Origin of the sequence: Streptomyces venetus (assembly GCF_039540295.1) — a bacterium.
Lineage (GTDB): Bacteria > Actinomycetota > Actinomycetes > Streptomycetales > Streptomycetaceae > Streptomyces > Streptomyces venetus.
Window position 1 is genome coordinate 972423 of record NZ_BAABET010000001.1, and the last position, 26190, is coordinate 998612.

A 26190-nucleotide genomic window follows, 5' to 3' on the forward strand; every position below is an offset into this window, starting at 1 on the left:
TCGCTCACGCCCCGAGGGCGTGCGACACCGTGTAGATCAGCAGGCCGGCCAGGGAGCCCACCACTGTGCCGTTGATCCGGATGAACTGAAGGTCACGGCCGATGTTCGCCTCGATCTTCCGGGTGGTGTGCTCGGCGTCCCAGCTCGCGACCGTGTCCGTGATCAGGGAGGTGATCTCCTTGCGGTAGGTGGTGACGACGTACACCGCCGCGCCCTCCACCCACCCGTCGACCTTGTCCTGCACCTTGCGCTCGCCCGCCATCCGGGAGCCCAGGGACAGCAGCGACGCCCGGACCCGCAGCCGCAGCTCGCTGCGCTCGTCCTCCGCCGCCGCGACGATCATGGATCGTACGGCCGTCCAGGCGCTGGCGATGAGGTCCTGGACCTCGCCGCGGCCGAGCACCTCGCCCTTCAGCCGCTCGACGCGGGCCCGGGTGTCGGTGTCGGACTGGAGGTCGGAGGCGAAGTCGGTGAGGAAGCGGTCGAGGGCGCCGCGCGCGGGGTGGGCGGGCATGTCGCGCATCTCGGTGGCGAAGCGCAGCAGCTCCTTGTAGACCCGCTCGCCGACCTTCTTGTCGACGAACTTCGGCGTCCAGCCGGGGGCGCCGCCCTCCACGGCATCCATCACCTCGTCGCGGTGCAGCACCAGCCAGTCGTGCGCACGGTTGACGACGAGGTCCACGACCCGTTTGTGGCCGCCGTCCGCGACGACCTTCTCCAGCATCTTGCCGATGCCGGGACCGATCTCCTGGGCATTGGCGCGGCGGGTGATCGCCTCGCCGACCACGGCTTGGACGTCGGAGTCGCGCAGGACCGTCAGGGCGCCGCGCAGGGCGGTGGACAGCTCCGCGGTGACCCGGTCGGCGTGTTCGGGGACCGCGAGCCAGGAGCCGAGGCGGCTGCCGATGCCGACGGCGCGCAGCCGCTGCCGTACGACGTCCTCGGAGAGGAAGTTCTCGCCGACGAACTCGCCGAGGGAGACGCCGAGCTGGTCCTTCTTGGTGGGGATGATCGCGGTGTGCGGGATGGGGATGCCGAGGGGGTGGCGGAAAAGGGCGGTGACGGCGAACCAGTCGGCGAGGGCACCGACCATGCCCGCCTCGGCGGCGGCGGCGACATAGCCCGCCCAGGGGCCGGCGCCGGAGTTCTGGGCCCACTTGGCCAGTATGTAGACCACGGCCACGAAGATCAGCAGTGCGGTGGCGGTGAGCTTCATACGGCGTACGCCGCGCTGTTTCTCCTCGTCCGCCGGGCTGAAGGTCGTCATCGCACGGTTCACGGTCGCGCCGGTTCGGGCATGCTGCCCTGCGACGCCACCCTTTTCTTCCACTTTCATCCGTTCCATCCGCTCCACCCGCTCGGTGATCCCGCACACATTGTCCCTTCCTGACCGACTCCTGGAACGGAACAGGAGTTCCCGGCGTCTGTCGGGAGGGGGTTTGCCACGGGGTCCCTGTGAGCCTCCCCCGGCCCATGCCGCATCATGGGCACATCAGATCGGAGCCTTGGGCTCCCATCGCCTGAGGAGAACTGAAGAGCATGACCCGAGGACGTGCCGGGGGTGTCGGGGAAGCCCCGGCCAAGTACCGCGCCCTCTTGGCCCTGGTCGTCGCAGCGATCGTGGCCCTTTCCACCGCCATATACGTCGGAGTGGCGTCCGACGACGGCACGCAGGGCCGGGGCGCCCTCACCGACGGCCGTCTCCCGCACAACTCCGCCGCTCCCGCCTCCACCGGCAACTGGGTCGGCACCTGGTCCACCTCCCCGGCAGCGGCCGAGCCGGGCACCGAGACCACCGGCATGGCGGACCGTTCGGTGCGCAACGTCGTCCACACCAGCGTCGGCGGTACGAGTGCCCGCGTCACGCTGTCCAATCTCTACGGCCAGTCGCCGCTGAGCATCACGCGCGCCTCGATCGCCGTGGCCGCCGCGAGCAATACGGCCGCGGCACTCCCGGACACCCTGCGGCAGCTGACCTTCAACGGCGGCCCCGCGGTCGTCATCCCGCCCGGCCGGCAGGTGATGAGCGACGCGGTGCGCGTCGTCATCCCGCACGACGCGGACGTCCTCATCACGACGTACACGCCGACCAGCTCCGGGCCGGTGACGTACCACCCGCACGCCCGGCAGATCTCCTACGTCGCCCAGGGCGACCACACGGACGACGCCACGGGCACGCCGTACACCGAGCAGACCAAGTACTGGCGCTACCTGACCGCGCTGGACGTGCTGAGCAACGAGTCCGAGGGGACGGTCGTCGTCCTCGGGGACTCGATCACCGACGGGATCACCTCCACCGCGGGCGCCAACAGGCGGTGGACCGACGTCCTGTACGACAAGCTACGCGCGGAGATCGCGGCCGGGCGGGACCTGCCCCGCTACAGCGTGGTCAACCAGGGCATCAGCGGGAACCGGGTCCTCACCGACGGGCTGGGCCGGCCGGCGGACAACCCCAGCGGGCTGAACCGCTTCGGGCGGGACGTGCTGGAGCGGACGAACGCCAAGGTCGTCGTCATCGACCTCGGGGTCAACGACATCCTGCGCAACCCCCGGCTGGCCGATCCGAACGCGGTGCTCGCGGGGCTGCGGACGATGGTCGGGCAGGCCCATGCGCGGGGGCTGAAGGTCGTGGGGGCGACGCTGATGCCGTTCTACGGGCACCGGGGGTACACCGAGGCCCGGGAGGGCGTGCGGCAGGCCATCAACGCGGAGATTCGCTCCGGGCGGGTGTTCGACGCGGTGGCGGACTTCGACAAGGCGTTGCGGGATCCGTACGACCCTCGGCGGCTGACGGCGGAGTACGACTCCGGGGATCATCTGCATCCCAGTGATGCGGGGTACGCGCGGATGGCGGACTCCTTCGACCTGGAGAGCCTGAAGGGGTCGGCTCCGGCGGAGCTGTAGGAGTCGAACCGCGGGGTGGGTGCACGGCCCGGCGCTGCGGGGTGCCGCCTGCGCCCACCCGCCCCCAAGCTCTCGACTTCGCTCGAGCAGGGGGGACCCCCATCGCCCCAGCGGCACGACTGCCCGCCGCTCGGGTGAAGCCGGGCTTAGTCCAGCTCGCGCCTGCCCGCTCTCCGGTCCAGCTTCTCCTGGCGGCGCTCCTCCTTGAGCCGGAGCTTCTCCGCCCGGGTCAGCTTGCGCTGGACTCCGACTCCGCCCCAGAAGGCGAAGCCGGTGATGACGACGCGCGGGGCGCCCGGCTCGCCGGGTACCCCCTCCTCCTGGTGGTCGAAGCCGCCCATGACGCCGATGCCGCGCACGACGACCTCGACACCGGGCGGGACGATGACGTCCACGCCCCCCATGATCGCGATCGCGTTGATCTCGACCTCGCGGTCCGCGAAGTTCGCCTCGCGCAGATCGATCTCCCCGCCGCCCCAGAAGGCGAAGCAGGTGAACTTCCGGGGCATAGTCCAGCGCCCCTTGCGCTGGAAACCGGACATCACGGCGACGGCCCAGGTGGAGGAGCCCTCCCCGCCGACGATCCGCCCGGGCCAGCCCGCTCCCCCGGCTGTCGTCGTGGCCGGCTCCTTGGTCAGTGACACGGAGGCCGCCGTGACGCCCGCGGCCGGCAGGTCCCGGGTGATCGGTGCCAGTTCCCCGTACGTCCGAGCCCGGTACGTCGCGTCCAGCCGCTCCTCGAACTCCGCCATGTCGAGACGGCCCTCCGCGAGGGCGTCCCGCAGGATCTCGGCGACTCGTTCACGGTCGGCGTCGGAGGCGCGGAGGTCCGGGACTGCGTCGTCGGTCATGTACAGCAGCCTACGAGTTACCGGTGCCGGGCACTATGCGGTCGCACGCTCCGCGTACATTTTGGCGATCACCGCCTCGATGTCCGGCTCCCGCACCGACAGGTCCACCAGCGGGTACTCGGCCGCGATCCGCGCCACCAGCGGTGCCGCCGACTCCGTCGCCGGGAACGCCAGCCACTGCCGGGGCCCGTCCACCCGGACGACCCGCGCGGGCGCCGGTGCCTCGATGGGCGGCAGTTCCCGCTCCAGGTCGACCACCAGGGTCCGCTCGCTGTCGCCCGCCTCGTGCAGCCCGGTGAGCGGGCCGTCGTACATCAGGCGGCCGTGGTCGATGACCATCACCCGCTTGCACAACTGCTCGATGTCCTGGAGGTCGTGCGTGGTCAGCAGCACCGTCGTACCGCGCTCGGCGTTCAGCTCCCGCAGGAACTCCCGCACCCTCGACTTGGAGACGACGTCGAGGCCGATGGTCGGCTCGTCGAGGTACAGCACCTCCGGGTCGTGCAGCAGCGCCGCCACGATGTCGCCGCGCATCCGCTGGCCGAGGCTGAGTTGCCGCACCGGGACGTCCAGCAGGTCGCCCAGGTCGAGGAGTTCGACCAGGCGGTCCAGGTTCTCGCGGTAACGGGCGTCCGGGATGCGGTACATGCGGTGCATCAGCCGGTAGGAGTCGACCAGGGGCAGGTCCCACCACAGGGTCGTGCGCTGTCCGAACACCACGCCGATGCGGTGCGCGAGCCGGGTCCGTTCACGCGAGGGATCGATGCCGGCGACCCGCAGCCGGCCGGCGCTGGGTGTGAGGATGCCGGTGAGCATCTTGATGGTGGTCGACTTGCCGGCGCCGTTCGGGCCGATGTAGCCGACCATCTCGCCGCGTTCCACACGGAAGGAGATCGAGTCGACGGCCCGCACCTGCCGCCGCTCCCGTTTCATGAAGCCGGTCTTCTTGCGGACGTCGAAGACCTTCTCGACGCCGTCCAGTTCGATGAATCCGCTGTCCACCCCGGTCAACTCCCTGTACTCCGGTACGAACGAAGCCCCACCCGCCACGCCGCCCCGGCCAGGACGCAGCAGGCCACCGCCACCAGCGGCGACGCGAAGGCAGCCCAGGGCGGCAGACCGATCGGGTACGGCCGCCCCAGCACGTGGGCGGCGGGCACCCAGTTGACGAAGGCGAGCGGCACCATGAAGGTCACACCGCGCACCAGGTCCTTCCCGAACACGGCCGGCGGATACTGCAGCAGCGTGGTCCCGCCGTACGTGAACGCGTTCTGCACCTCGGCCGCGTCCTGCGCGAAGATCTGGAAGGCCGCGCCCGCCACGAACACCGCCGAGAAGATCGCCGCGCCGCTGACCACCATCACCGGCACCAGCAGCACCTTCGGCACGGTCCAGTCGACGTCCACCGAGACCAGCGCCCAGCCCAGCACCACCGTGCCCTGGGTGATCCGGCCCAGGCGGCGCAGGGCGAAACGGTCGGCGCCGACCTGGGCGAGCACCGGCACGGGACGCACCAGCAGCGTGTCGAACGAGCCGTCTCGCATCCGCGCGCCCAGCACGTCCATCGAGCCGAGCACCAGGTCGGCGATCCCGAACGACGTCACCGACAGCCCGTACAGGAAGGCGACTTCGGGCAGCGACCAGCCGCCCAGCGAGTCGACCTGCGAGAACATCAGCAAGATTCCGACGAAGTCCAGACCGGTCACGGTCAGGTTGCCGAGCACCGTGACCGCGAAGGAGGCGCGGTAGGTCATGCTGGACCGCACCCACATCCCGGCGATCAGCCGGTAGGCCCGCAGCCCCTCGACCAGGACACCGCGCTCAGCCACCCTGCACCACCACCCGACGTGTCGCGGCCGACTGAAGCAGCCGTCCCGCCGCCAGCAGGGCCACCGCCCACGCCGCCTGGAAGGCGAACGCCCGCAGCGGGTCGGTCTCCCCCATCAGCACGTCCGCGGGCATCTGGATCTGTGCTGCCCACGGCAGCACCCGTACGACCTCTCCGAAGATCCCCGGGAAGGCGTTCAGCGGCAGGACCATGCCCGAGAAGAAGATCCCCGTGACCATCAGGACCTGGTTGACGCCCATGGCGTCCATGAGCCAGAACACACTCAGGGCCGCCAGATAGCGGAGGGCGAAACTGACGACCGTCGCCAGCAGGAGCGTGACCACGAAGGCCACCCAGGGGGTGACCGAGGTCGGCAACGCCATGGGGAAGAAGACCGCGCCGAACGCGAACGGGACGACGCCCCGCCCCAGCATCTGGAACAGCGCCCGCCCCACGTCGCCCGCCAGCCACCACAGTTGGAGATCGGCCGGCCGGTACAGGTCGACGGCGATCTCACCGGTGCGGATGCGCCCCATCAGGTCCTTCTCGGCGCCGCCGCCCTGGATGGCCAGGGTCGCGTAGAGGCACTGCCCCAGCCATACATAGGTCACGGCCTGCGCCTGGTCGTACCCCCCGAGATGCGGCTTCTCGTCCCACAGCGCCAGATACGTGTAGACGAGGATGACGCCGAAGACCGTGTTGGTGAACACCCCGGCCACCGTGGCCGCCCGATACGTCGCGTACCGCCTGAAGCCGCCCGCCGCGACGGCCGCGTACAACCGTCCCGAGCCCACATCCACAGCCCTCCTCGCCGCCCGGCACCGAAGCGCAGGAGCCTAGTGCGAGGGGAATCACGCACGCCACGGATTTTCCGTTCCGGACACGCACGCCGTGGGCGCAGACGCCGTGGGGCGCCCCGGCTCGTGTCCGGGGCGCCCCACGAGAAGTTCGACGAATTCGATCACGCGTCGGTCTGCGCCCAGCTGCTGCACTTGTCCCACATGATCCCGGCGGTGGGAGAACCGCTCCAGTCACCGATGCACGCCTTGATGTTGACCGGCGTGCCCTCCTTGATGTCCAGGTTGAGCGTGCGAGTGGTGTCCACGCCGTCACGGTTCCAGTAGTAGTAGGTGTTGCCCTCGCCGCCGATCGAGATGATCCCGATGGTCGAGTGCCCGTCCTTGGCGAGGTCGGTGATCGTGAAGATCTCGCCGTAGGTCTGGATGTGAGCCTTGCCGCCCCACTCCTCCTTGGGCGTGACGTTCCAGTCGGCACTGGCCCAGACGGTACGATCCGTTCCGTCCGCGTGGGCCGAGGCGCCCGTGGTAAGGGCGAGCAGAGTGGCGGCGGTGCCGGCCAGGGCGGAGCGTACGAGCAGTCGCATCTTCGGCGTGTCCCCCTTCGGGCGAATCTCGCGCTTGCAAGATCGCTATTCGAACAGACGTGCAGGATAACGCAGTTCACCCTGCCCCTCGCCCGTCGGTCCGCCCGCCCCCGCCCGCCTCGTCACACGGCTCAGGACACGGCCCTCGGTCAGGGAACTGATCGCCGGATGGGACAGTCTTCATCACAGGGGCGCAAGAGCGAGCAGAGACGTACGGGAACGACGTACGACGCGAAACAGGAGTCCGTGCACGACATGAGTGACGAGCCTCAGCCGCAGCAGCCGAAACCGGGCCGCGCACCGAGAGAGCCGCAGCCGGACGGCGACCCGGGGACGCCACCGGCCAAGGCGAGCGACGACCCGGGCACGCCACCGGACCAGGGCGGCCAGGGCGACACCGACCCGGGCACGGTACAGATGCGCGCGGTCAGCGACCCGGGCACGGCCAGGAACAAGAAGCAGGCTGAGGGAGGCCCGGACAAGACACCGGCGCAGGCGCAGCCGCCGAAGCAGCCGAAGCAGACGGAGTCGGAGTCGGACACTGACCCGGGCACCGTACAGATGCGGGCGGTCAAGGGCACGGCACGGACGCCGGGCGCCGGCACCCCGGACCGGGAACAGCCGCGGACCCAGCCGGACAGCGACCCGGGCACCATGCAGATGCGGGCGGTCAAGGGCACGGCAGGGACGCCGGGCGCGGCACGGACGCCGGGCGCCGGCACCCCGGGCCCGACGCATGCGCCGGCATCGGCATCGGCATCGGCATCGGCATCAGCACAAGCTGACAACGATCCGGGCACGGCGCAGCTGCCGACCGTCAGCGACCAGGGCGGGACGCAGGCGGCCGCTCCGGCCGGGAAACGGAAGCGGACCGGCTGGCGCCGGGCGATCCCGACCTGGCGCATGACGCTCGGCGCCGCCATCGTCGTCGTCCTGCTGCTCGCCGGCGGCTTCTTCCTCGGCTACTCACTGGTGCAGATCCCCCCGGCCAACGCGCTCGCCACCAAGCAGGCCAACGTCTACCTGTACGCCGACGGCTCCGTGATCGCCCGCGACGGCGAGGTCAACCGGGAGAACGTCACCCTCGCGCAGATCTCCAAGGACGCCCAGCACGCGATCCTGGCCGCCGAGGACCGCGACTTCTACACCGAGTCCGCCGTCGACCCCAAGGCCATGCTCCGCGCGGCCTGGAACACCGCCCTCGGCAAGGGCAAGCAGTCCGGCTCCACCATCACGCAGCAGTACGTGAAGAACTACTACCTGCGCCAGGAGCAGACCGTCACCCGCAAGGCCAAGGAGTTCTTCATCGCGATCAAGCTGGACCGCGAGGTGAGCAAGGACCACATCCTGGAGGGCTACCTCAACACCAGCTACTTCGGCCGCAACGCCTACGGCATCCAGGCCGCCGCCCAGGCCTACTACGGCATGGACGCCAAGGACCTCGACCCGGCCCGCGCCGCCTACCTCTCCGCGCTCGTCAACGCACCCAGCCAGTACGACGTCGTCGCCCACCCCGAGAACCGCAAGGCCGCCGAGTCCCGCTGGAACTACGTCCTCGACGGCATGGTCAAGAAGGGCTGGCTCAGCGCGTCCGAGCGGGCCGGCATGAAGTTCCCCGTGCCGAAGGAGTCCACCCGCTCCACCGGCCTGTCCGGCCAGCGCGGCTACATCACACGGATCGTCAGGGAATACCTCACCCAGAACAAGATCATCGACGAGAACCAGCTCGACGCCGGCGGCTACCGCATCACCACCACCCTGCAGAAGCCCCGGCAGGACGCCTTCGTGAAGGCCGTCGAGGACAAGCTGATGTCCAAGCTGGACAAGAAGAACAACAAGGTCGACACCTACGTCCGCGCCGGTGGCGCCTCCGTCGACCCCAAGACCGGCAAGGTCGTCGCGATGTACAACGGCGTCGACTACGTCAAGCAGTACACCCCGAACGCCACCCGCCGGGACTTCCAGGTCGGCTCCACCTTCAAGCCCTTCGTGTTCACCTCGGCCGTCGAGAACGGCTCACAGACCCAGGACGGCCGGGTGATCACGCCGAACACGATCTACGACGGCACCAACAAGCGCCCCGTCCAGGGCTGGGACGGCGACCCCTACGCCCCCGAGAACGAGGACCAGCACTCCTACGGCGACATCACCGTCACCGAGGCCACCGACAGCTCCGTCAACTCGGTGTACGCGCAGATGGCCGCCGACGTCGGCCCCCAGAAGGTCAAGCAGACCGCCATCGACCTCGGCGTCCCGGAGGCCACCCCCGACCTCGCCGACGGCCCCGCCATCGCACTCGGCACCGCCACCGCCAGCGTCCTCGACATGGCGCAGGCGTACGCCACGCTCGCCAACCACGGCCGCCACGGCACGTACACGATGGTCGAGAAGGTCACCAAGGCGGGCACGCCGATCGAACTGCCCGAGCGGCGCACCCGGCAGGCCGTGAGCCGCGAGGCCGCCGACACCACCACCTCCATGCTGCAGAGCGTCGTCCAGAACGGCACGGCCTCCGCCGCCCAGGTCGCCGGACGCCCCGTCGCCGGCAAGACCGGCACCGCCGAGGAGGACACCGCGGCCTGGTTCGCGGGCTACACCCCCGAGCTCGCCACCGTCGTCTCCGTCATGGGTCAGGACCCGGTCACCGCCGCCCACAAGTCGCTGTACGGGGCGATGGGCCTGGAGCGCATCAACGGTGGTGGGGCGCCCACGGAGATCTGGACGCAGTTCACCCAGGACGCCCTCAAGGGCAAGCCGGTCACCGACTTCGACCTCGAACTCCAGCCGGGCTCCGACGTCTCCGAGGCCCCGGCCGAACCGACCACCACCGACCCGACCGCGGGGGACACCCCCGACGAGAGCGGCACGCCCACCGGCCAGGAGACCGGCACCGAGACCCCGGGCCAGACCCCCAGCACACCCGCCGGGCAGACCCAGGGCCAGACCGACGGCGGCACCACCGACGGCAGCACCGGAGGCGAGTCCCCGACCGGCGGCGGCACCGCGGACGGCGGCACGACCGACGGCGGCACCACCACCGAGGGCGGCACGGCCGACGGCGGCACGACGGAGGGCGGCGACGCGTCCGACGGCGGCGCGACGGGCGGCCCGACCGGCCCCGGCTGGGGCTTCGCACCGCAGGGCGCCCGCCGCGAATGACTCGGTGACCGCTGGGCTCAGTGACCGCTGGGCTCAGTGACTGCTTGACTCAGTGCCCGCTGGTCGCCTTCAGCCCCACCACGGCGACCAGCAGCAGGCACACGAAGAAGATCCGGGCGGCGGTGGCCGGCTCCCCCAGCACCGCCATGCCGACCACCGCCGCCCCGGCCGCACCGATCCCCACCCACACGCCGTAGGCGGTACCGATGGGCAGGGTCTTGGCGGCCTGGGACAGCAGCAGCATGCTGGCGACGATGCCGACGCCGGTGAGAACACTGGGGAGCGGGCGCGTGAAGCCGTCGGTGTACTTCATGCCGATCGACCACCCGACCTCGAGCAGACCGGCGACGACGAGCAGAACCCAGGCCATGACGGGCACCTCCGGGAGACAGGCTGACGGTCCAGGTGCGTCGTCTTTGCCTTCGTCCCGGTACGGCGCGTCTCGTCGGGTCCCTCCAAGCTAGCAAAGGGAACGCCGAAGGGGCCGGTGACGATCGTCACCGGCCCCTCCAGCAACACGGGTACCTACAGGTACAGGCCCGTCGAGTCCTCCGAGCCCTCGAACCGGTCCGCCGCCACGGCGTGCAGATCGCGCTCGCGCATCAGCACGTACGCCACCCCGCGCACCTCGACCTCGGCCCGGTCCTCCGGGTCGAACAGAACCCGGTCGCCCGGCTCCACGGTCCGGACGTTCTGCCCCACCGCGACGACCTCGGCCCAGGCCAGCCGCCGGCCGACCGCGGCCGTGGCGGGGATCAGGATGCCGCCGCCGGAACGCCGCTCGCCCTCGCTGGTGTCCTGCCGCACGAGTACGCGGTCGTGCAGCATCCGGATGGGCAGCTTGTCCGGGTGGGTGCTGTGCTCGTTTCTCTTGGCGCTCACGCCCTGAAACCTACCTGTCTTCCCGGCGAACGTGCGCAGTCGGGTCAGCCCTTGCGCCGCCGCGTGCTGAAGGCGAGCAGCCCGACCACTCCGACGACCACGAGGGCGACGGGCACGACCCGCTCCAGCCGGGGCGCCCCGTCCTCGTCGACGAACCGGGCCCGCACGTCGGTGACGGCCCGGTTGACCTCCACGTAGGCCCGCCCGAGGGTGTGATCGATATTGGACGCCACCCTGGCCTTGGCGTCCCCGACGATCGTCTTCGGGTGCACCCGCACCCCGATCTCGTCGAGGGTCTCGGCCAGGGTCTCGCGGCGGCGCCTGATGTCCGCCTCGATCTGCGCCGGGGTCCTGGTGTCCGCCGATTCCGCCACCGTGTCGCCTCCGAAGTCGGTGTGAAGCCTGTGCTGGACAGTCTGTCAGCTCCACGGCTCATAGCACTGTCCCGACCCCCGGTTAGGCTGGTCCGATGAGCGAGCGACTCCAGCCGGGGGACGTGGCCCCCGCCTTCACCCTGCCCGACGCCGACGGCACCGAGGTGTCCCTGTCGGACCACAAGGGCCGCAAGGTCATCGTGTACTTCTACCCGGCCGCCCTCACCCCCGGCTGCACCAAGCAGGCCTGCGACTTCACGGACAACCTGGAGCTGCTGGCGGGCGCGGGCTACGACGTCATCGGCATCTCCCCCGACAAGCCGGAGAAGCTGGCCAAGTTCCGCGACAAGGAGTCCCTCCAGGTCACCCTCCTGGCCGACCCGGACAAGCAGGTCCTGGAGTCCTACGGCGCCTTCGGCGAGAAGAAGCTCTACGGCAAGACGGTCGTCGGCGTCATCCGCTCCACGATCGTCGTGGACGAGCAGGGCAAGGTCGAGCGCGCCCTCTACAACGTCAAGGCGACGGGCCACGTAGCCAAGATCATCAAGGATCTGGGGATCTGATCCGGTCGAGCGGGGCGCGGAACGACCGACGCGGGCCGAGACGATCTCGGCCCGCGTCGGAGACCGAGCGGGTCAGGCCGACTCGAGCAAGGTCGTATAAGCCCCTTCGGCAGCCCGGCCCTGCGCCGTACCCGGCGGAGTGTGGGCGAGGAACTCACTGGTCGAACCGCTCTGCACGAGACGTCCGCCCACCAGGACGGACACGTGATCGGCCTCTTCGGCGAGGTCGGTCACGTCGTGCGTGGACAGCAGGACGCGAACCTCGCCCTTGACCGACGCGAGGAGATCGCGGAAGACCCGTCGCTGACGTGGGTCCATGCCGGCCGTGGGTTCGTCCAGGAGGAGCACCCGTGCGTCGTGGACCAGGGCACAGGCGACACCCACGCGCCTCAGCTGGCCGCCCGAGAGCCGACCGGTGCGGGTGTCGGCGTGCTCCGTCATCTCGACGCGGGCCAGCGCTCGCGGAGCGTTGGCCCAGGCATCGCCCTTGCTCATCCCCTTCAGCCAGCCGACATAAGCGACGTACTCGCGTGCCGTGAGCGAGGGCAGGGGTGTGATGTTCTGCGGCATCCAGGCCACCGTCCGCCGGTAGTCCTTGCTCTTCGCGTCGCGTCCGTCCCACGTCACGGTTCCCCGCTGGGGCGTGGTGACGGCAGCGGCCAGCTGTAGCATCGTGGACTTTCCGGCCCCGTTCGGTCCGAGCAGGATGGTCAGTCCGTCCGGAAGGCGGTAGGTGAAGTCCTTCAGCACGGCAGCCCGCCGTCGGCCGTAGGCGAAGGTGCAGGAATCGAGAACAAGCGTCATGCGGCTCTCCGTGCGAAGCGGTTCGGTGGAAGGAGGTGGGCACCGACGCCGACGGTGAGCATCAAGAGGGCTCCCGTGGAGGCGTACCAGGTGTCAGGCGGTTCGAGGAGTACGGTCCACGGGTAGGCGTCGCCGGGCGCTCTCATGCCGAAGAGCACGCCGAGTAGCGGCCACAGTGCGGGAACGAGGATCGCGGATCTCCCGAAGAGAGCCCCGCACAGCAGGGTGAGGCCGACGAGGAAGGCCGTGTTGCGGCCCAGTGTCTCGGCCGATGCGGCCCCGGTGATCATGGCGATCAGTTCACCCGCGGCACTTGCGAGTGCCACCACGCCGAGCGCGAGCAGGACGTCGAAGAACCTGACGGGTCGGATTCCGGTGGTCTCGGCGGCGTCCAGCCGGGTGTGCAGACAGTCGAAGAGGACCGAGGTCAGCACGAGCGGGACGAGCGTGGCGGCCTGCACGAGCTCGGAGCCGCCGGACCAGATGGAGGGCAGGAAGAGGGGGGTGTCCTGAACAGTCGCCGCGAGAAGCGCGAACATCAGGAAACCCAGGGGCAGCCGGGTGTGGGCGCGGCGGGCACGCAGCCACCACATCACGTCGTCGACCCGTCTTCCTGGCACGCCTCCGCCACGGTCGTCTCGTACCAGTCCATTTGCTGGGCCTCGCTCAACCGCAGGACCTTCGCCACCCCGTCCTGGATACGGCTGCGTTCCTGAGGGGTGAAATCGGGTTCGGAGCTGAGCCGTCTCAAGTAGGTGTCCGTCTGCCCGACTTTGGAGGACACCCAGTAGTACACGAGGCGGGCGGGGCCGGTGGCCGGAGGGGCGCATTCGAAACGCACCACTTCGCGGGCGACCTGGTAGCGGACGGTGCCCGTCGCCTCGCCGACCCCGAGTGGGACGGTCCAGTCGTCCTTCGTGGACGGCTCGGGGTACCGGAGGTTGAGAGAGGTGTCCTTGATGGAGGTCGGCTCGGCGGGCAGACCGGCTCGACGCAGGGATTCCAGCGTCGCCTCCGCTTCCTCGGTGAGAGCGGAGATGTGCTCGGCGCGCGCCTCGGGCAGACAGATGCGGGGGGACTGTCCGGCACAGGCGATCGCTCCGTGCCCGGTGCTCCGTGGGCCTATGTAGCTCCAGTCGCTGACCAGGGAGAACGATCCGAACGCGCAGGAGACGACGAGTGCTCCCGCGACGGCTCCGCGCAGCCGGCGGGAAACAGGTGCCCAGAGCAGAGCCATGGCGACGGCGGAGCCGACGGCGAGCAGGAGGGGAGCCGCGAGGGCGGCGGCGGTGGGCAGTTCACCGAACATCATCTTTCCGGCGAAGAGGCCGGTGAGGTGCCGGGGCCACGGTGTCTCCAGTCCCGTGGACCAGCCGACGGCCAGGAAGTCGGTGACCGCGATGATCGGCACTACGGCGATGTGCCGAACGGTGGCTCCGACGGCGAATCCGACGATGCCGTGGGCGACGCAGAGCACCAGTGCGAAGGCCAGCAGCGTGAGGCCGGGCAGGTCGGGCGCGACCTGCTCTTGGACGAGGGCGCACAGCGTGGGGAGGATGAGGAGCGACCAGGCCAGTGCGACCACGGGCGACAGGTGCTGGGCGGCGATGGTGTAGCGGGATCGCACCGCCCCCAGCCTCCAGATTCCTGAGGCACCCAGCTTCCGCGCCTCCCAGGCGGCGAGGCCCGAGGCAACCGCGAAGGCCACGGGCAGCAGGTTGCGCAGCACCGCGTCGACCACGGTGGCGGAGTAGCCCAGCGGATCGATACGGAGGTCGTCACCGAGATCGGTGGCGTAGTAGGCGAACACGAGAAGCAGGGCGACAGGCGCGACCCGCAGCGCACTGCTGGACCTGATGAGTGTGAGGGGTTTCACTTCTTGGCTTCCTGGAGCGGTCCGAAAAGGGGGCGTGGTGCCTCGCCGTCGGCGAGGCACCACGCTGCAGAACACTGATCAGGAATCGGCGAGAGTGGTGTCGACTCCCGCGTAGGTCGCCCACAGCAGGCAGCAGGCGTTGCTTCCGCCGCCGACGTTGTCGAGCTGGAAGAAGTAGTCCGACTCCTGCGGCAGGCCGTTGTACTCGCCCCGGCTCGCGTAGGTCGAGCCGTTGAAGCAGTTGGTGAAGGTCTTCTCACCGTAGAAGTCGTTGGACGACAGCGCGTCGTAGTCCCACAGCTCGACCCCGGTGGTCTTGCTGCCGCCCTGCACGCTGCAACCCTTGAAGATGATCTCCGAGTAGCTCTCGTCCGCCCAGTAGCGGGACTGCCCGTTGCTCCCGCCGCCGTCCGTCCACCCGCTGATGCTGCTCGACCAGTTGGCCCAGGCACCAGAGGACAACGCGAGGGTGAAAGCTGACGCCATCGCGACCACGGCGGATACGCGCTTGGAGGATCTGCCCGACATGCGGGAACTCCGAATCTCCCACCCGATGCGGCCCCCCCATGAGGCCTGTCCACATCAGGCGAGGCGTGGAAGCTATCGAACAGATGATCTTTAAGTCAATGTAACGTGAACATTGCGTGCCGCTGATCGCCGATCTGAGCTGACCAGGTGCAGGGTGTGAACGGCCTTCACAAGGGCGGTGATCGGGCTGGTCGGGCACTGCGGTCGCGAAGGAAACTCCAGGCCACGCGGGTGGTGACGGCCTGCTCGACGAGCGGGCGAATCTTCGCGGAGGAGCGACCGTGGCAGGCGGCCCAGATCTCCTGCCGCACCGCCTCCGGCGACAGCGACCGAAGCATTTCGGCCGACCCGCCTTGCAAGAGCTTTCAACTGCTGGTACAAGCCCGACTCTGACCCAACTGCCCGTCGGAGATGGGCAGTTACCGCAGGGCGGGCACGGCGGTCGATCACATCAATGGGGACGCCGAAGCCGGCGAGCGGCTCCCGGTACGATGACAGGCGGCTGGCGGCGGTGGCGCAACGGCGACGCAGCAGGTTTAGGTCCTGTGGCCCCTGACCGGGCTTGAGGGTTCGAATCCCTTCCGCCGCACACAGAGGGGCCGCCCTGCTCGGGCGGCCCCTCCCTCGGTCCTCAGCCCAGCAGCTCCCGCACCGCCGGCACCAACGCCCGAAACGCCTTCCCCCGATGGCTGATCGCGTTCTTCTCGTCGGGGGTCAGTTCCGCACAGGTCCGGGTCTCGCCCTCCGGCTGGAGGATCGGGTCGTAGCCGAAGCCGCCGGTGCCGGCCGGCTCGTGGCGCAGCACTCCCCGAAGCTGACCCTCGACCACGCGCTCCGTGCCGTCGGGCAGGGCGAGGGCCGCCGCGCAGGCGAAGTGGGCGCCGCGGTGGTCGTCGGCGATGTCGGAGAGCTGGGCGAGGAGCAGGTCCAGGTTGGCCTTGTCGTCACCATGCCGGCCCGACCAGCGGGCGGAGAAGATGCCGGGGGCGCCGTTCAGGACGTCCACGCAGAGGCCCGAGTCGTCGGCGACGGCGGGCAGGCCCGTCGCCCGGGCCAGGGCGTGGGCCTTCAGCAAGGCGTTCTCCGCGAAGGTGACGCCCGTTTCCTTGACGTCGGGGATCTCCGGGTAGGCGTCGGCACCGACCAGGTCATGGGGCAGCCCGGCTTCGGCCAGGATCGCCCTGAGTTCAGTGATCTTTCCGGTATTGCGAGTGGCGAGGATCAGGCGGGTCATGGCCCCCAGTATCGCCGTAGCGTGCCCCGTCAGGGGCGCGGGGAACTGCGCGATCAACCACGACGAACCCGCGGTCGACCACCGGCAGCACCCCTCAGACGAGAAGCCCTGCCCAGCCAGCGCAGCGCTACGGCGTGCAGACCTTCGTCAGTTCGCCCGCCGCGTCCGTGACCGGGCTGATGTCGGGCGTCTCGTCGCCGTTCTTGATCGACGTACGGATGTTGTCCACGGCCTTGTCGAGGTCGTCCACGGCCTTGTTGACGTCCGTGTTGTCGGTCTTGTCGCCGATCTCGCCGAGGTTCTTGTCGATGGAGTCGAGGGACTCGTCGAGCTGCGTCGGGTCGTCGGCGGCGCTGTCCACGGCCTGCTGGAGTTCCGTGACGCTGTCGGCGATGGCGTCGGCGGTCTGGACGCAGTCCAGCGCCTTGTCGACGGCGGCGCAGCCGGTGGTCAGTCCGGCGGTGAGCGCGACGGCCGCCAGGGTGGCGGCGACGGCTGCGGTGCGGCGTCGGCGGCTCGCGGCCATGGAGCGGTCCCTCTCGTTCGGCGGGCCGGTCGGGCCCGTGCGGCTGGCCGGACGCACAGGGATGAGCCCGTGCGCCCGTACTCCTTCAGACGCGGGCGTGCTCGGCGCGGTTGCCCGTGCCGAGCACCTGTTTTTGGTGCGCCCTTTACTTTTCGAGGACGGTGTCAAGCGCGGTGCGCTGGTGGGCGGCGAGTTCGGAGCAGCCGGCGACGGCGAGGTCGAGGAGGGCGTTCAGTTCGTCGCGGGCGAAGGGTTCGGCCTCGGCGGTGCCCTGGACCTCGACGAAGCGGCCGTCGCCGGTGCAGACGACGTTCATGTCGGTGTCGGCCTTGACGTCTTCCTCGTAGCAGAGGTCGAGGAGGGGGACGCCGCCGACGATGCCGACGGAGACGGCCGAGACCGTGCCGGTGAGGGGCTGGCGGCCGGCCTTGATGAGCTTCTTGCGCTGGGCCCAGGCGACGGCGTCCGCGAGTGCCACGTAGGCGCCGGTGATGGCGGCGGTGCGGGTGCCGCCGTCGGCCTGGAGGACGTCGCAGTCGAGGACGATGGTGTTCTCACCGAGTGCCTTGTAGTCGATGACGGCGCGCAGCGAACGGCCGATGAGGCGGCTGATCTCGTGGGTGCGGCCACCGATGCGGCCCTTGACGGATTCGCGGTCGCCGCGGGTGTTGGTGGAGCGGGGCAGCATGGAGTACTCGGCGGTGACCCAGCCTTCGCCGCTGCCCTTGCGCCAGCGCGGGACGCCTTCGGTGACGGAGGCGGTGCAGAAGACCTTGGTGTCGCCGAAGGAGACGAGGACGGAGCCTTCGGCGTGCTTGCTCCAGCCGCGTTCGATGGTGATCGGGCGGAGTTGCTGGGGGGTGCGGCCGTCGATTCGAGACATGGCGCTGAGCCTATCCGTACTCGCGGAAGGGGCCCCTCCCGTGGTGCGGAGGGGCCCGTTCAGGGTGTGAAGCCGGGGACGATGCCGGCTCTTCACATGAGGTCTTCGATCTCCGCGGCGATGGGGTCGGCGTCGGTGCCGATGACGACCTGGATCGCGGTGCCCATCTTGACGACGCCGTGGGCGCCGGCGGCCTTCAGGGCGGCCTCGTCGACCTTGCCGGGGTCGACGACCTCGGTGCGCAGGCGGGTGATGCAGCCTTCGACCTCTTCGATGTTGTCGATGCCGCCGAGCCCGGCAACGATCTTCTCAGCCTTGCTGGCCATGTTCGTTCTCCCTGATCCAAAGCGCTGTGTCGTTCGCGCCAGCGGGACCGTCCCGTTCGCGACTGGTCTACACCAGGACTCCACCCTTCGACAAAGCGCCGTGGCTTGATCGTCGAAGCGGGCGGAATTGGCGGGTTCCACTCGTTCGGCCTACCGTGCTACAACTGGTCTACACCACTCACCGGTGGAGGTCGCGCGGCGGAGTCCGCGGTCCTTTTCTGAGACGCCGCCGTCCCCCTGTCGAACCCTTCCTGGGCGGCGCCGTGCCCCATGGAGGAAGTTCATGTCCACAGCCACTGCCGCGCCCGCGGGCCCGAAGAAGGGCACCGCGGTGATGGCGGTCCTGCAGCGTATCGGCCGCAGCCTCATGCTGCCCGTCGCCGTCCTGCCGGCCGCCGCCCTGCTGGTCCGTCTCGGCAACACCGACATGCTCGGGCGCGAGTCGTTCCCCGCCTTCATCACCAAGATCGCGGGCTTCATGGCGGCCGGCGGCAACGCGATCCTCGACAACATGGCGCTGCTGTTCGCCGTGGGCATCGCGATCGGCTTCGCCAAGAAGTCGGACGGGTCCACCGCCCTGGCGGCCGTGGTCGGCTACCTGGTCTTCAAGAACGTGCTCGCCACGTTCACCGACAAGAACCTGCCTCAGGTGGCGAAGGTCGTGGACGGCAAGATCGTCATGACGGACGCGCCGGTGGACGCGAAGGTGCTCGGCGGTGTGGTGATGGGCCTCGTGGTGGCCCTGCTGTACCAGCGCTTCTACCGCACCAAGCTGCCCGACTGGGCCGGCTTCTTCGGCGGTCGCCGTCTCGTGCCGATCCTGTCCGCCTTCGCCGGGCTGGTCATCGGTATCGTCTTCGGCTACATCTGGCCGGTCCTCGGCACGGCTCTGCACAACTTCGGTGAGTGGCTGGTCGGCTCCGGGGCCGTGGGCGCGGGCATCTTCGGCGTCGCCAACCGGGCGCTGATCCCCATCGGCATGCACCACCTGCTGAACTCCTTCCCCTGGTTCCAGGCAGGCACCTACGAGGGCAAGAGCGGCGACATCGCCCGGTTCCTGGCGGGCGACCCGAGCGCCGGGCAGTTCATGACCGGCTTCTTCCCGATCATGATGTTCGCCCTTCCCGCCGCGTGCCTGGCGATCGTGCACTGCGCCCGTCCCGAGCGCCGCAAGGTCGTCGGCGGCATGATGTTCTCGCTCGCGCTGACCTCGTTCGTCACCGGTGTCACCGAGCCGATCGAGTTCACCTTCATGTTCATCGCCCCGGTGCTGTACGCGATCCACGCCGTGCTCACCGGCGTCTCGATGGCACTGACCTGGGCCCTGGGGATGAAGGACGGCTTCGGCTTCTCGGCCGGCGCGGTGGACTACTTCCTGAACCTGGGCATCGCGACCAACCCGTGGGGTCTGGCCCTGGTCGGCTTGTGCTTCGCGGCGGTCTACTACGTGGTGTTCCGCTTCGCGATCACGAGGTTCAACCTGCCGACGCCGGGCCGTGAGTCCGACGAGGAACTCGCCGAGCTGCAGAAGGCGGAGGCGAAGTAGCCCGCCCGCGAAAACATGCCCGCACACGGTGAAGGCCCCGGAACCGCGCTCGGTTCCGGGGCCCTTCGCGTGCGCGGACCGCACCCGGTCCTCAGATCTCGTACACCTGCCCCGGCGCGGCCAGGTGCACCGCCCCGTCGTACACCTCGCGGGCGTCGGCCAGGTTGACCTGGGGGTCCGTCCACGGCGGGACGTGGGTGAGGACCAGGCCGCGGGCACCTGCCCGGGCGGCCGTCTCACCCGCCTCACGGCCGTTGAGGTGCAGGTCGGGGATGTTCTCCTTGCCGTGCGTGAACGCCGCCTCACACAGGAACAGGTCGGCGCCGCGCGCGAGTTCGTCCAGGGCGGGGCTCACGCCGGTGTCGCCGGAGTACGTCAGGACCTTGCCGCCGTGTTCGACGCGGATGCCGTACGCCTCCACGGGGTGGGCGACTCGCTCGGTGTGCACCGTGAAGGGGCCGATGTCGAAGGTGGACGGCTTGACCGTGTGGAAGTCGAAGACCTCGCTCATGGAGGAGGCGGAGGGGGTGTCCGCGTAGGCGGTGGTCAGCCGGTGTTCCGTGCCTTCGGGTCCGTAGACGGGGAGCGGATCGCAGCGGCCGCCGTCGTGGCGGTAGTAGCGCGCGACGAAGTAGGCGCACATGTCGATGCAGTGGTCGGCGTGCAGATGGCTGAGGAAGATCGCGTCGAGGTCGTAGAGACCGCAGTGGCGCTGCAACTCGCCTAGGGCACCGTTGCCCATGTCGAGAAGCAGCCGGAAGCCGTCGGCCTCGACGAGGTAGCTCGAGCAGGCCGATTCCGCGGACGGGAACGACCCCGAGCAGCCGACGACGGTGAGCTTCATGAAGCAGAAACCTCCGCTGGCGGGAAATGTCTGAGAGGGGCGTCGGGGGTCGTGCGGTCCGTCGAGCGTAAGGCGCAAAACCTCCGTTAGCTCCTCCGCCAAGGCCTGTTGTGGGCGAACTCACCTGTGGTGTCACCGGTTCGGCTGGCAGGGCCGGGGGGTGATCCGCGTGAGGGGGGCGCGTGGCAGGGGTGGCGCCGGTAACGTCTCAGTATGGACACGTCCTGGTGGCTGGCGCTCGCCGCGGTGGTACTGCTCGCGCTCATCGCCACGCTCGTCGACGGTTGGGGGCGGCGGTCGAGCGGGCGGCGGGGCCGGGCCGCGGCACCGGCCGTCGCGCTGGTGGGCCGGCCGCAGCCGGCGGAGATCTGGTGGGCCGACGTGCCGTTCGAGGACGAGGCCCGCACGAAGGACCGGCCGTGTCTGGTGCTGGCGGTGCGCGGGGAGCGGGCGACGGTCGCCAAGATCACCACCCGGTTCCGGCACGAGCGCACCGGTGTGATTCCCCTTCCCCCGGGGTCGGTCGGTGACGCCCGGGGCCGCGCGAGCTTCCTGGAGACGGACGAGCTGCGGGAGGTTCCGGTGTGGGGTTTCCGGCGGCGGGTCGGGGTGGTGGATCCGGCGTTGTGGGACCAGGTGCGGTATCTGGCGGGCTGATGATCTGGCGGGAGAGCCGGGGAGAAGAAGGAGCCGGGAGAGCCGGGGGGAAGAAAGAAGGGCTGGAGTCGCGACTCCAGCCCTTGGGTGTGCTCTTGGTGTGCGGCTATGCCCAGAGCTGGCCCTGGAGCGTCTCGATGGCCTCTTCGGTCGTGGCGGCCGTGTAGACGCCCGTCGACAGGTACTTCCAGCCGCCGTCGGCGACGACGAAGGCGATGTCGGCCGGCTCACCGGCCTTGACGGCCTTCTTGCCCACGCCGATCGCGGCGTGCAGCGCGGCACCGGTCGAGACACCGGCGAAGATGCCCTCCTGCTGGAGCAGCTCGCGGGTGCGGGTGACCGCGTCAGCGGAGCCGACCGAGAAGCGGCTGGTGAGGACGGACTCGTCGTAGAGCTCGGGGACGAAGCCCTCGTCGAGGTTGCGCAGGCCGTAGACCAGGTCGTCGTAGCGCGGCTCGGCCGCGACGATCTGCACGTCCGGCTTGTGCTCGCGCAGGTAGCGGCCCACGCCCATGAGGGTGCCGGTGGTGCCGAGGCCCGCCACGAAGTGGGTGACGGAGGGCAGGTCGGCGAGGATCTCGGGGCCGGTGGTCGCGTAGTGGGCGCCCGCGTTGTCCGGATTGCCGTACTGGTAGAGCATCACCCAGTCCGGGTGTTCGGCCGAGAGCTCCTTGGCCACGCGCACGGCGGTGTTGGAGCCGCCCGCGGCCGGTGAGGAGATGATCTCCGCGCCCCACATGCCCAGCAGGTCCCGGCGCTCCTGCGAGGTGTTCTCCGGCATCACGCACACGATGCGGTAGCCCTTGAGCTTCGCCGCCATGGCGAGGGAGATGCCGGTGTTGCCCGACGTGGGCTCCAGGATGGTGCAGCCCGGGGTCAGGCGGCCGTCCTTCTCCGCCTGCTCGATCATGTGCAGGGCGGGCCGGTCCTTGACCGACCCCGTCGGGTTGCGGTCCTCCAGCTTCGCCCAGAGGCGGACGTCGGGGGACGGCGAGAGCCGCGGCAGGCGCACCAGGGGGGTGTTGCCGACCGCGGCCAGGGGGGAGTCGTAGCGCATCGTTGATCAGACCATGCCGCCGGCCACGGCCGGCAGGATCGTGACGTTGTCGCCGTCGGACAGCTTGGTGTTGATGCCGTCGAGGAAGCGGACGTCCTCGTCGTTCAGGTACACGTTGACGAAGCGGCGCAGCTGGTCGCCGTCGACGATGCGGGCCTGGATGCCCGCGTGCCGGCTCTCGAGGTCGGTGAACAGCTCGGCGAGGGTGTCACCGCTGCCCTCCACCGCCTTCTGACCGTCGGTGTACGTGCGGAGGATGGTCGGGATGCGGACCTCGATGGCCATGGCTTCAGGGCTCCTGTCGGGAGTAGTCAGTCGGGGCGCGCGGCAGCGCAGGAACAGCGGGGTGGTGCGTGTGTGCAGCGCCGCGGCTCACGGCCGTACGGCGGCAGGTTTCGGCGTCAACAGATGGCGCTGGCGAGCCTGCACAGGTCGACGTGCAGCCGCGCAACGAGCATCTCGCCCGGCGTCTTGTCGCTCACGTCGTGGACAACCATGGGGTCATCGTATCGATTCCCGGTCCGGGTTCTGGAATGTGATCCCACATCGCGGACGATTCCGGGCCGGGGAGTGAGACCGTGCTGTTCAGACCGGATCGGCGGGCGTCTCAGTAGGCCTCGACGACCTCGACTTCTTCCTCTGTGACCTCGCCCTCGACGATCCGGAACGAGCGGAACTGGAACTCGCCGGCCCCGTCGGTGTCGGCGGTGGAGACGAGGACGTAGTGGGCGCCCGGCTCGTTCGCGTAGGAGATGTCGGTGCGGGAGGGGTAGGCCTCGGTCGCGGTGTGGGAGTGGTAGATGACCACCGGCTCCTCGTCGCGGTCGTCCATCTCGCGGTAGAGCTTGAGCAGGTCGCCGGAGTCGAACTCGTAGAACGTGGGCGACATGGCGGCGTTCAGCATCGGGATGAAGCGCTCGGGACGGTCCGAGCCCGCCGGGCCCGCCACGACGCCGCACGCCTCGTCGGGGTGGTCCTTGCGCGCGTGGGCGACGATCTGGTCGACGAGGGCCTGGGTGATGGTCAGCATGCCTGCCAGGATAAGCAGAAGGGCCGTTCCGTACCGATGGCTGGTACGGAACGGCCCACATGCCGGACGCCCTGAGCGGCAGCCTCAGGGGGTGCCACGAGTCCCCCCTGCGACTGGGCGTCCTGGGAGAGGCCGCGAAGCGGTCAGCCGACCTTCTGGAACTCCGCGTCGCGGCGCTCGGCGATCTGCGGGTTGCGGCTCTTGAGGATCGCCCAGCCGACGCCCAGGGCGACGGCCCAGCCGGCCGCGACGTACAGGCAGACCCGCGCATCCTTGTCGTACGCGATCATGCCGGTCACGCCGATGAGGAAGAGCAGTGCGACCCAGCTGAAGAGCGCGCCGCCGGGAGCGGGGAAGGACGAGGCGCGCAGCCGGCCCGCGTCGACCGCGGAGCGGTAGCGGATGTGGCTGACGAGGATCATCATCCAGGTCCAGATGCCGGCCGCGGTGGCGACGGAGGTGACGTAGAGGAACGCCTTCTCCGGGACGACGTAGTTCAGGACGACGCCGATGCCCATGAGCGCCACGGAGACCGTGATGCCGACGGCGGGCGTCTTGCGGGCGTTGAGCTTGCCGAAGACCTGCGGGGCCTCGCTGTTGGCGGCGAGGTCGCGCAGCATCCGGCCGGTCGAGTACATGCCCGAGTTGCAGGACGACAGGGCCGCGGTGAGCACCACGAAGTTGACGATGCCCGCGGCGAGCGGGATGCCGATCTCGCCGAACGCGTGGACGAAGGGGCTCTCGCCGGCGGAGAAGTCGGTCCACTTGACGACGGAGAGGATCACCAGCAGCGCGCCGACGTAGAAGACGATGATGCGCCAGGGCAGGGTGTTGATGGCCTTGGGCAGGGTCTTCTCGGGGTTCTCGGACTCGCCCGCGGTGACGCCGACGAGTTCGACGGCGAGGTAGGCGAACATGACGCCCTGGAGCGTCATCAGGCTGGAGCCGATGCCGTTCGGGAAGAAGCCGTCGTGCGCCCAGAGGTTGGAGACGGAGGCGGTGTCACCGGCGTCGGAGAAGCCGAGGGTGAGCACGCCGAGACCGATGACGATCATGCCGAGGATGGCCGTGACCTTGATCATCGAGAACCAGAACTCGACCTCGCCGAAGATCTTGACGGAGATCAGGTTGACGCCGAAGAGCACCACCAGGAACACCAGGGCGCTGACCCACTGCGGGATCTCTGGGAACCAGAAGTTGATGTAGATCGCGGCGGCCGTGAGCTCGGCCATGCCGGTGACCACCCACATGAGCCAGTACGTCCAGCCCGTGACGAACCCGAAGAACGGGCCGAGGAACTCGCGGGCGTACTCGGCGAAGGAGCCGGAGACCGGACGGTAGAGCAGCAGCTCTCCCAGGGCCCGCATGATGAAGAAGATGATGACGCCGGCGAGGGCGTACATGAGGATGATGCTGGGGCCGGCCTTCGCGATGTTCGCCCCGGCGCCCATGAACAGGCCGACGCCGATGGCGCCGCCGATCGCGATCATCTGGACCTGGCGGCTGCCGAGTCCGCGCTCGTACCCCTCTTCGGAGACGTTTTCCGTGTCGACCTGCGCAGAGGTCATGTGTGGTGCGCCTTTCTCCATGCCGACCCGGACCTGTCGTCGGCCTCGGATCGGGTCTCGATCCCCCCGGATGATGGAGTCGAGCGGGCCCTGGGGGCCCACTCATGCCTGGCCGACGATCCGCCGGCCACATGGCGCACCCGGCCGAACATACGGGTGGTGTTCGCCGGGCGGTCGTGAAGATTTATCACGGCCGCAATAGTGATCACACGGGTGATATGTGACACACACCACAGGGAGAATTGGACAAAGCGCACTCGAAGAGCCCATAGAGGGCGGGTGCGGTGACGCGATCGTTATCCGGATTTGAGTGTCCTCTGAGCGAACACCGATCGGTCACCCGGCACTCACAGGACCTGCACGCGTCAGGGCATGAGGGTCCCGACCAGCGTCTCCTGGAGTCCGCCCAGCCACAGGTAGGCCATCACCATGGGCTTGCGCGGGTCGTCGTCCGGGAGGCGGTACAGGAGGTCGGTGTCGTCCTCGTCGGTGATCTCCAGCCGGGAGCCGATCGCGAGCCGCAGGTCGTTGAGGGCGCTCAGCCACTGCTGGGACTCCGCCACCGACAGCTTGAGCACCGCGCCGCCCTCACCGGCCGCGTCCGAGGAGAGCGCGTCCAGGGTGCGGACCACCGTGAGGGCGTTGTCCCGCTTGCCGGCCCGCAGGTCGTTCTCGGTGTAGCGGCGGAACTCGGCGGAGTACGCCCGCTGCTCCTCGGCGTCCCGGGCCGCGGCGGGTTGCTCCGGGTCGCTGTACGCGTCCGGGAAGAGCCGCTTGAGCACCGGATCGGCCGGCGGCTCGCTCGGGCCCTCCGCGAACAGCTCGGCGAGCGGGTCGTCCGGGGCGTCCTCGGCGGGGCCGGGGCCGATGAGTTCCAGAAGCTGGACGGCCAGCGACCGGATGATGGAAATCTCGACATCGTCGAGTGCGACGGCCGCGCCGCCGCCGGGAAGCGGTTCGAAGGTTCCGGGCATGAACGCCTTTTCGCTGCTGGGCGGGGTGCTGGCTACTTGCGGTCCTGCTGGAGGGTGGCCCACAGGCCGTAGCCGTGCATGGCCTGCACGTCGCGTTCCATCTCCTCGCGGCTGCCGCTGGAGACGACCGCCCGGCCCTTGTGGTGGACGTCGAGCATGAGCTTGGTGGCCTTGTCCTTGGAGTAGCCGAAGTACGTCTGGAAGACGTACGTCACATAGCTCATGAGGTTGACCGGGTCGTTGTGGACGATGGTGACCCAGGGAACGTCCGGCTCGGGCACGGCGAAGACCTCCTCCGCCGACTCGGTCCGTTCGATCTCCAGGGGTGCGGGTGACGTCACACAGCCCATGCTGCCACCCGAGGGGGGTAGACGCACAAATGGGCCTGGCCG

29 protein-coding genes, 1 tRNA gene, 1 pseudogene and 1 riboswitch are annotated in these 26190 nt (G+C 69.5%); of the genes and pseudogenes, 6 read left to right on the forward strand and 25 right to left on the reverse strand.

The genetic code is table 11. From position 1 onward, the window contains the following. Window positions 1-4: 4 nt before the first annotated feature. A complete protein-coding gene (locus ABEA82_RS04205; protein ID WP_345659969.1) occupies window positions 5-1375 on the reverse strand; it encodes a DUF445 domain-containing protein in 1371 nt (456 codons plus the stop codon). A 164-nt stretch (window positions 1376-1539) separates the two neighbouring features. Here ABEA82_RS04205 and ABEA82_RS04210 point away from each other — a divergent pair, with 164 nt between their 5' ends. Continuing rightward, window positions 1540-2904 (forward strand): SGNH/GDSL hydrolase family protein, encoded by a 1365-nt coding sequence (locus ABEA82_RS04210; RefSeq protein WP_345659970.1) that lies wholly within the window; start codon window positions 1540-1542, stop codon window positions 2902-2904. A gap of 152 nt (window positions 2905-3056) precedes the next feature. On the opposite strand, the pseudogene ABEA82_RS04215 reads toward ABEA82_RS04210, so the two are convergent. The 5 genes and pseudogenes from ABEA82_RS04215 to ABEA82_RS04235 form a co-directional block, all read right to left on the reverse strand. Then, a pseudogene (locus ABEA82_RS04215) lies at window positions 3057-3755 on the reverse strand (DUF1707 SHOCT-like domain-containing protein); the annotation flags it as partial. A 33-nt stretch (window positions 3756-3788) separates the two neighbouring features. Continuing rightward, window positions 3789-4757 (reverse strand): ABC transporter ATP-binding protein, encoded by a 969-nt coding sequence (locus ABEA82_RS04220; protein WP_345659971.1) that lies wholly within the window; start codon window positions 4755-4757, stop codon window positions 3789-3791. Between the two features lie 5 nt (window positions 4758-4762). Further along, window positions 4763-5584 carry an ABC transporter permease gene (locus tag ABEA82_RS04225; RefSeq protein ID WP_345659972.1) on the reverse strand — a complete coding sequence of 274 codons (822 nt, stop codon included), beginning with the start codon at window positions 5582-5584 and terminating at the stop codon, window positions 4763-4765. Further along, window positions 5577-6377, reverse strand: coding sequence for an ABC transporter permease (locus ABEA82_RS04230; protein ID WP_345659973.1), 801 nt, complete (start codon window positions 6375-6377; stop codon window positions 5577-5579). Before ABEA82_RS04230 ends, ABEA82_RS04225 begins: the two co-directional genes overlap by 8 nt. Window positions 6378-6544: 167 nt before the next feature. Then, window positions 6545-6967, reverse strand: a complete 423-nt coding sequence (locus tag ABEA82_RS04235; protein WP_345659974.1) for a hypothetical protein — start codon at window positions 6965-6967, stop codon at window positions 6545-6547. Between the two features lie 246 nt (window positions 6968-7213). Between ABEA82_RS04235 and ABEA82_RS04240 the strand changes: the two genes are divergently transcribed. Then, window positions 7214-10126, forward strand: coding sequence for a transglycosylase domain-containing protein (locus tag ABEA82_RS04240; protein ID WP_425588473.1), 2913 nt, complete (start codon window positions 7214-7216; stop codon window positions 10124-10126). Between the two features lie 49 nt (window positions 10127-10175). Here the strand turns inward: ABEA82_RS04240 and ABEA82_RS04245 are convergent, their stop codons facing one another. The 3 genes from ABEA82_RS04245 to ABEA82_RS04255 form a co-directional block, all read right to left on the reverse strand. Further along, window positions 10176-10496, reverse strand: a complete 321-nt coding sequence (locus tag ABEA82_RS04245; protein ID WP_345659975.1) for a DMT family transporter — start codon at window positions 10494-10496, stop codon at window positions 10176-10178. Window positions 10497-10530: 34 nt separating this feature from the next. After that, window positions 10531-10602: riboswitch (guanidine-III (ykkC-III) riboswitch) on the reverse strand. A 49-nt stretch (window positions 10603-10651) separates the two neighbouring features. Next, complete coding sequence (locus ABEA82_RS04250) at window positions 10652-11008, reverse strand: GroES family chaperonin (protein ID WP_003990537.1); 357 nt, start codon at window positions 11006-11008, stop codon at window positions 10652-10654. A gap of 44 nt (window positions 11009-11052) precedes the next feature. Beyond that, complete coding sequence (locus tag ABEA82_RS04255; RefSeq protein WP_345659976.1) at window positions 11053-11382, reverse strand: DUF3618 domain-containing protein; 330 nt, start codon at window positions 11380-11382, stop codon at window positions 11053-11055. A gap of 95 nt (window positions 11383-11477) precedes the next feature. On the opposite strand from ABEA82_RS04255, the gene bcp reads away from it, so the two are divergent. After that, entirely contained in the window at window positions 11478-11945 is a 468-nt protein-coding gene (bcp, locus tag ABEA82_RS04260; protein ID WP_345659977.1) for a thioredoxin-dependent thiol peroxidase, read from the forward strand. A gap of 72 nt (window positions 11946-12017) precedes the next feature. Here the strand turns inward: bcp and ABEA82_RS04265 are convergent, their stop codons facing one another. The 4 genes from ABEA82_RS04265 to ABEA82_RS04280 form a co-directional block, all read right to left on the reverse strand. Further along, window positions 12018-12749: an ATP-binding cassette domain-containing protein gene (locus ABEA82_RS04265; protein WP_345659978.1), complete on the reverse strand. Its 732-nt coding sequence runs from the start codon at window positions 12747-12749 to the stop codon at window positions 12018-12020. Continuing rightward, window positions 12746-13369, reverse strand: a complete 624-nt coding sequence (locus ABEA82_RS04270) for a hypothetical protein (protein WP_345659979.1) — start codon at window positions 13367-13369, stop codon at window positions 12746-12748. Before ABEA82_RS04270 ends, ABEA82_RS04265 begins: the two co-directional genes overlap by 4 nt. Continuing rightward, window positions 13342-14625, reverse strand: a complete 1284-nt coding sequence (locus ABEA82_RS04275) for a hypothetical protein (protein WP_345659980.1) — start codon at window positions 14623-14625, stop codon at window positions 13342-13344. Before ABEA82_RS04275 ends, ABEA82_RS04270 begins: the two co-directional genes overlap by 28 nt. Window positions 14626-14703: 78 nt before the next feature. Then, window positions 14704-15153, reverse strand: a complete 450-nt coding sequence (locus ABEA82_RS04280; RefSeq protein WP_345659981.1) for a hypothetical protein — start codon at window positions 15151-15153, stop codon at window positions 14704-14706. Between the two features lie 505 nt (window positions 15154-15658). Here ABEA82_RS04280 and ABEA82_RS04285 point away from each other — a divergent pair. Then, window positions 15659-15742: transfer RNA gene (locus ABEA82_RS04285), tRNA-Leu, on the forward strand. A gap of 42 nt (window positions 15743-15784) precedes the next feature. Here the strand turns inward: ABEA82_RS04285 and rdgB are convergent. The 4 genes from rdgB to ABEA82_RS04305 all read right to left on the reverse strand — a co-directional run bounded on the left by rdgB (window position 15785) and on the right by ABEA82_RS04305 (window position 18122). Next, a complete protein-coding gene (gene rdgB / locus ABEA82_RS04290; protein WP_345659982.1) occupies window positions 15785-16387 on the reverse strand; it encodes an RdgB/HAM1 family non-canonical purine NTP pyrophosphatase in 603 nt (200 codons plus the stop codon). Window positions 16388-16514: 127 nt separating this feature from the next. Continuing rightward, the gene (locus ABEA82_RS04295) at window positions 16515-16913 is read right to left on the reverse strand and encodes a hypothetical protein (protein WP_345659983.1); all 399 of its coding nucleotides are present in this window, start codon (window positions 16911-16913) and stop codon (window positions 16515-16517) included. 145 nt (window positions 16914-17058) lie between these two features. Continuing rightward, entirely contained in the window at window positions 17059-17796 is a 738-nt protein-coding gene (rph, locus tag ABEA82_RS04300) for a ribonuclease PH (protein WP_345659984.1), read from the reverse strand. 92 nt (window positions 17797-17888) lie between these two features. Next, window positions 17889-18122, reverse strand: coding sequence for a PTS sugar transporter subunit IIB (locus ABEA82_RS04305; protein WP_215121112.1), 234 nt, complete (start codon window positions 18120-18122; stop codon window positions 17889-17891). Window positions 18123-18405: 283 nt separating this feature from the next. Between ABEA82_RS04305 and ABEA82_RS04310 the strand changes: the two genes are divergently transcribed. Beyond that, window positions 18406-19668 carry a PTS transporter subunit EIIC gene (locus ABEA82_RS04310; protein WP_345659985.1) on the forward strand — a complete coding sequence of 421 codons (1263 nt, stop codon included), beginning with the start codon at window positions 18406-18408 and terminating at the stop codon, window positions 19666-19668. Between the two features lie 91 nt (window positions 19669-19759). Here ABEA82_RS04310 and ABEA82_RS04315 read toward each other — a convergent pair whose 3' ends face one another. Continuing rightward, a complete protein-coding gene (locus tag ABEA82_RS04315; RefSeq protein WP_345659986.1) occupies window positions 19760-20512 on the reverse strand; it encodes an MBL fold metallo-hydrolase in 753 nt (250 codons plus the stop codon). A 213-nt stretch (window positions 20513-20725) separates the two neighbouring features. On the opposite strand from ABEA82_RS04315, the gene ABEA82_RS04320 reads away from it, so the two are divergent. Further along, window positions 20726-21169 (forward strand): type II toxin-antitoxin system PemK/MazF family toxin, encoded by a 444-nt coding sequence (locus tag ABEA82_RS04320; protein ID WP_345659987.1) that lies wholly within the window; start codon window positions 20726-20728, stop codon window positions 21167-21169. A gap of 106 nt (window positions 21170-21275) precedes the next feature. Here ABEA82_RS04320 and ABEA82_RS04325 read toward each other — a convergent pair whose 3' ends face one another. The 7 genes from ABEA82_RS04325 to clpS all read right to left on the reverse strand — a co-directional run bounded on the left by ABEA82_RS04325 (window position 21276) and on the right by clpS (window position 26148). Beyond that, the gene (locus ABEA82_RS04325) at window positions 21276-22226 is read right to left on the reverse strand and encodes a PLP-dependent cysteine synthase family protein (protein ID WP_345659988.1); all 951 of its coding nucleotides are present in this window, start codon (window positions 22224-22226) and stop codon (window positions 21276-21278) included. Between the two features lie 6 nt (window positions 22227-22232). Beyond that, complete coding sequence (locus ABEA82_RS04330) at window positions 22233-22511, reverse strand: MoaD/ThiS family protein (RefSeq protein WP_345659989.1); 279 nt, start codon at window positions 22509-22511, stop codon at window positions 22233-22235. 116 nt (window positions 22512-22627) lie between these two features. Beyond that, on the reverse strand, window positions 22628-22723 hold the full coding sequence (locus ABEA82_RS04335; RefSeq protein ID WP_345659990.1) for a putative leader peptide: 96 nt from the start codon (window positions 22721-22723) through the stop codon (window positions 22628-22630). A gap of 110 nt (window positions 22724-22833) precedes the next feature. Then, the gene (locus ABEA82_RS04340; protein WP_345659991.1) at window positions 22834-23256 is read right to left on the reverse strand and encodes a M67 family metallopeptidase; all 423 of its coding nucleotides are present in this window, start codon (window positions 23254-23256) and stop codon (window positions 22834-22836) included. A 143-nt stretch (window positions 23257-23399) separates the two neighbouring features. Next, the gene (locus tag ABEA82_RS04345) at window positions 23400-24824 is read right to left on the reverse strand and encodes an amino acid permease (RefSeq protein ID WP_345659992.1); all 1425 of its coding nucleotides are present in this window, start codon (window positions 24822-24824) and stop codon (window positions 23400-23402) included. Between the two features lie 365 nt (window positions 24825-25189). Beyond that, window positions 25190-25798: a DUF2017 domain-containing protein gene (locus ABEA82_RS04350; RefSeq protein WP_345659993.1), complete on the reverse strand. Its 609-nt coding sequence runs from the start codon at window positions 25796-25798 to the stop codon at window positions 25190-25192. 32 nt (window positions 25799-25830) lie between these two features. Further along, window positions 25831-26148: an ATP-dependent Clp protease adapter ClpS gene (gene clpS, locus ABEA82_RS04355; protein WP_003990557.1), complete on the reverse strand. Its 318-nt coding sequence runs from the start codon at window positions 26146-26148 to the stop codon at window positions 25831-25833. Between the last annotated feature and the right edge of the window lie 42 nt (window positions 26149-26190).

What these genes read in the sequence shown, in the direction of transcription:
- ABEA82_RS04210 (WP_345659970.1), top strand. Translation starts at nt 1,540, where the DNA reads ATGACCCGAGGACGTGCCGGGGGTGTCGGGGAAGCCCCGGCCAAGTAC.
- ABEA82_RS04235 (WP_345659974.1), bottom strand. Translation starts at nt 6,967, where the DNA reads ATGCGACTGCTCGTACGCTCCGCCCTGGCCGGCACCGCCGCCACTCTG.
- ABEA82_RS04245 (WP_345659975.1), bottom strand. Translation starts at nt 10,496, where the DNA reads ATGGCCTGGGTTCTGCTCGTCGTCGCCGGTCTGCTCGAGGTCGGGTGG.
- bcp (WP_345659977.1), top strand. Translation starts at nt 11,478, where the DNA reads ATGAGCGAGCGACTCCAGCCGGGGGACGTGGCCCCCGCCTTCACCCTG.
- ABEA82_RS04265 (WP_345659978.1), bottom strand. Translation starts at nt 12,749, where the DNA reads ATGACGCTTGTTCTCGATTCCTGCACCTTCGCCTACGGCCGACGGCGG.
- ABEA82_RS04280 (WP_345659981.1), bottom strand. Translation starts at nt 15,153, where the DNA reads ATGTCGGGCAGATCCTCCAAGCGCGTATCCGCCGTGGTCGCGATGGCG.
- rdgB (WP_345659982.1), bottom strand. Translation starts at nt 16,387, where the DNA reads ATGACCCGCCTGATCCTCGCCACTCGCAATACCGGAAAGATCACTGAA.
- ABEA82_RS04295 (WP_345659983.1), bottom strand. Translation starts at nt 16,913, where the DNA reads ATGGCCGCGAGCCGCCGACGCCGCACCGCAGCCGTCGCCGCCACCCTG.
- rph (WP_345659984.1), bottom strand. Translation starts at nt 17,796, where the DNA reads ATGTCTCGAATCGACGGCCGCACCCCCCAGCAACTCCGCCCGATCACC.
- ABEA82_RS04305 (WP_215121112.1), bottom strand. Translation starts at nt 18,122, where the DNA reads ATGGCCAGCAAGGCTGAGAAGATCGTTGCCGGGCTCGGCGGCATCGAC.
- ABEA82_RS04310 (WP_345659985.1), top strand. Translation starts at nt 18,406, where the DNA reads ATGTCCACAGCCACTGCCGCGCCCGCGGGCCCGAAGAAGGGCACCGCG.
- ABEA82_RS04315 (WP_345659986.1), bottom strand. Translation starts at nt 20,512, where the DNA reads ATGAAGCTCACCGTCGTCGGCTGCTCGGGGTCGTTCCCGTCCGCGGAA.
- ABEA82_RS04320 (WP_345659987.1), top strand. Translation starts at nt 20,726, where the DNA reads ATGGACACGTCCTGGTGGCTGGCGCTCGCCGCGGTGGTACTGCTCGCG.
- ABEA82_RS04325 (WP_345659988.1), bottom strand. Translation starts at nt 22,226, where the DNA reads ATGCGCTACGACTCCCCCCTGGCCGCGGTCGGCAACACCCCCCTGGTG.
- ABEA82_RS04330 (WP_345659989.1), bottom strand. Translation starts at nt 22,511, where the DNA reads ATGGCCATCGAGGTCCGCATCCCGACCATCCTCCGCACGTACACCGAC.
- ABEA82_RS04335 (WP_345659990.1), bottom strand. Translation starts at nt 22,723, where the DNA reads ATGGTTGTCCACGACGTGAGCGACAAGACGCCGGGCGAGATGCTCGTT.
- ABEA82_RS04340 (WP_345659991.1), bottom strand. Translation starts at nt 23,256, where the DNA reads ATGCTGACCATCACCCAGGCCCTCGTCGACCAGATCGTCGCCCACGCG.
- ABEA82_RS04345 (WP_345659992.1), bottom strand. Translation starts at nt 24,824, where the DNA reads ATGACCTCTGCGCAGGTCGACACGGAAAACGTCTCCGAAGAGGGGTAC.
- ABEA82_RS04350 (WP_345659993.1), bottom strand. Translation starts at nt 25,798, where the DNA reads ATGCCCGGAACCTTCGAACCGCTTCCCGGCGGCGGCGCGGCCGTCGCA.
- clpS (WP_003990557.1), bottom strand. Translation starts at nt 26,148, where the DNA reads ATGGGCTGTGTGACGTCACCCGCACCCCTGGAGATCGAACGGACCGAG.